The organism is Clostridium sp. N3C (assembly GCF_900095445.1).
Lineage (GTDB): Bacteria > Bacillota > Clostridia > Clostridiales > Clostridiaceae > Clostridium_AU.
The window spans coordinates 1-2,697 of record NZ_FMJL01000105.1 but is presented as its reverse complement, the minus strand read 5'-3'; the positions used below and the strand labels follow the sequence as shown (position 1 = coordinate 2,697).

Annotated in this window: 4 protein-coding genes; all 4 read right to left on the bottom strand. The window is 33.9% G+C overall.

The genetic code is table 11. The features are described 5' to 3' along the window. A partial coding sequence (locus N3C_RS14590; RefSeq protein WP_373432816.1) for an IS66 family transposase occupies window positions 1-185 on the bottom strand: 185 nt, incomplete at its 3' end. A 181-nt stretch (window positions 186-366) separates the two neighbouring features. Continuing rightward, window positions 367-1,428 (bottom strand): IS3 family transposase, encoded by a 1,062-nt coding sequence (locus tag N3C_RS14585; protein WP_074366718.1) that lies wholly within the window; start codon window positions 1,426-1,428, stop codon window positions 367-369. Further along, window positions 1,425-1,937 carry a transposase gene (locus N3C_RS14580; RefSeq protein ID WP_074366717.1) on the bottom strand — a complete coding sequence of 171 codons (513 nt, stop codon included), beginning with the start codon at window positions 1,935-1,937 and terminating at the stop codon, window positions 1,425-1,427. Before N3C_RS14580 ends, N3C_RS14585 begins: the two co-directional genes overlap by 4 nt. A 219-nt stretch (window positions 1,938-2,156) precedes the next feature. Next, the coding region (locus N3C_RS14575; RefSeq protein WP_207648634.1) for a hypothetical protein at window positions 2,157-2,697 on the bottom strand (541 nt) is incomplete at its 5' end.

The following is a 2,697-nucleotide window of genomic DNA, read 5'->3' as shown; positions in this document are numbered from 1 at the left end:
CCATTCCTTGATGACCTGTAGTCATACAAGATGATGGGAGCTTCCCCATCATTTCCAGTACGATAAAGCCACATGTAAGACTTCGTTTGAGGCTTTTTTCCATCCTCCTTCAGTACTTGAATTGGCGTTTCATCGCAATGGATGATATCCCTCTCTAGTAGCTTCATCCTCATGTACTGTATGATAGGCGGTGTTTGTCAAGTAAGTTGTCGCATTTTATATAAAATATTTCAATACTGATTTGTTATATATATGGAGTTTTAATTTAATTGATGGTATGTTTAATAAAGGTACTTCTTCTTTAACTACCTTGCATATTTTTACCATATTGTTATAATCCGGTGTGTTTACTCTGTATTAGATTATTTAATTACTTTCCTTTAAAATATCATTAACTTCGTTATCACTAATAGGATTAAGCGATACATATTTAGGTAACGTCCAGTTTCTAATGTTTTTAGACCATCTTTCTGGATGCTTTGCCTTAGCATTTTCATAGGTCTCTTTTCGTGTTTTCATAATCATTTTATCTAGACCATAATGCCTTTGATATGGTGTAATGAAGTTGATTCCACTATGCATATGGACATTGTTATACCAATTAACGAACTTTTTAACCCATTTCCTAGCTTCGTCTAGATTTGCAAAGCCTTTAAATGGATACTTGGGTCTGTATTTCATTGTTTTGAAAAGTGATTCTGAGTAAGGATTATCATTGCTTACTCTTGGTCTGGAGAAGGAGCTTTGCACTCCTAGTTTTTCTAGTGTTGCTTGGAATGTTGCAGCTTTCATGGGGCTGCCGTTGTCTGAATGTAATACTAATGGTTGTCCAGATATTCCTTGTGATAATGTAGCTTTTCTTATTAGGTGTTCGGCATGTTCGGATGTTTCTTCTTCCCATACTTCATAGGCTACTATTAATCTACTGAACATGTCTATTATCAAATAGAGTTTAAAGTATAGTCCTCTTACAGATGCATTTAACCAAGTGATATCCCAAGTCCATACTTGATTTGGAGATGTTGCTATATGCGTTGGTGGAGTTCTCTTTACTGGTGCACTTGATCTACTTCGGTGAGTATTCATTTTCTCTTCTTTAAGTACTTTATATATGGTTGATTCTGATGCTATATATTTACCTTCATCAGCTAATTTAGGAACTATTTGTGATGGCGCCAGGTCTGCATATTCAGGACTATTAACTACTTCAATTAACTCCTTGCGTTCTTCTTCGGTTAGTTTATTTTTAGGTGTAGGCCTATCAATTAAAGGTCTTTGGTCCCTTTTTATGTCGCCTTCCTCTGTCCACCTTTGATATGTTCTAGGGCTTATATTTAGCTCATCACAGGCTGGCTGTAATCTACAACCACTTGCCCTAGCTTCATTGATCAGCTCTACTGCTGTAACGCGATCTGAGTCACTGATCATTCGTCCTCGGGGTCCCCCCAAATCGCGTTTGCTTTTTTTCTTAATACGAGTAATGCAGCTGTCTCTGCAAGTGCTTTTTCTTTAATACGGAGTTCTCTTTCGAGTTTCTTATTTAGCTCTTTTTCAGCTTTTAGATTCTCTTTAAGCTCCTTAGAATCTTCTATAATAGTTTGATTTGCTTTTATACACTGTTCACGCCAAGCCTTTACTTCATCAACATAAATACCTTTTCTCCTGCAGTATTCACCTAACTCAATTTCTGTAAGAGTTGAAGTTTCAAGGACTACCTGAAATTTATCTTCTGAGGTCCAATTGTTCTTAGACTTTAAGTTGATTGAGTAATCCTTTTTGTTTTTATTGTGTGTTCTGACCCATTGATATATGGAGGACTTAGATATATTTAATTCTTCTGATAATGAACCAACTGTTTCACCTTGCTCTAATCTTTTTAATACAGAAACTTTAAACTCATTGGTATAACTTCTGTTTTTATTGGTATCGTTAGACATAATCATTCTCCTTAGGTTATTGTCGTAAATCTATTATACATCATTTTTATCTTACGACAACTATCCTACCACATAGGGTTACATGCTTTGTTGCTTCATCTTCACTACAAAGTCCTGAGGCTGTATTTATTTTTTTAATTGATGTTAATTTATTCATTTTATCTCGCCTCGCTTCTTCTTTAAATAACCTATTTAATATCTTTTATTTGAATATCCTTACTAAAAGTTAATATCTTCGTTATTACCAATGATTTCTTTTATAAATTTCATACTTGCTATAAAATAATCCTGTATAGCCCCAACATGATCCCCTTCACTTAAAAAGTCCAATAAAGATCTATCTATATTTAATCCGATCCAATCGCCGTATGTTTCCCTATCTATACTAAAATCATTCGATGCATCTTTAGAGTATTTATCAAATGCCTTTTCAATTTTGATATATTCTTCATGATCTCTATGTATCCATAAGGTGGTAGATGCCACTAGATAATCATCTTCAAGAATCCAAAATCCAACTTCTACAGAAGCATAGTCACTAATATATGTTTGCCTTGTATATTTAAAATCACGTACTAATTGATTATACCTATCTCTTATTTTAATCTTTCCTGTAGATATAAACTCCTTTAATACATCGTCCACCTCTCCAGCTAAACTTTCTTCTAATAGATCCAGTGGCTTTTGTATATTTTGGATAACATGAATATCCTGTGGTGTAAAATTTCTTGATTTATTCAATTTGATTTCCTCCATATAT

Coding starts and splice junctions, on each gene's coding strand:
- N3C_RS14585 (WP_074366718.1), bottom strand. CDS start 1,428: ATGATCAGTGACTCAGATCGCGTTACAGCAGTAGAGCTGATCAATGAA.
- N3C_RS14580 (WP_074366717.1), bottom strand. CDS start 1,937: ATGTCTAACGATACCAATAAAAACAGAAGTTATACCAATGAGTTTAAA.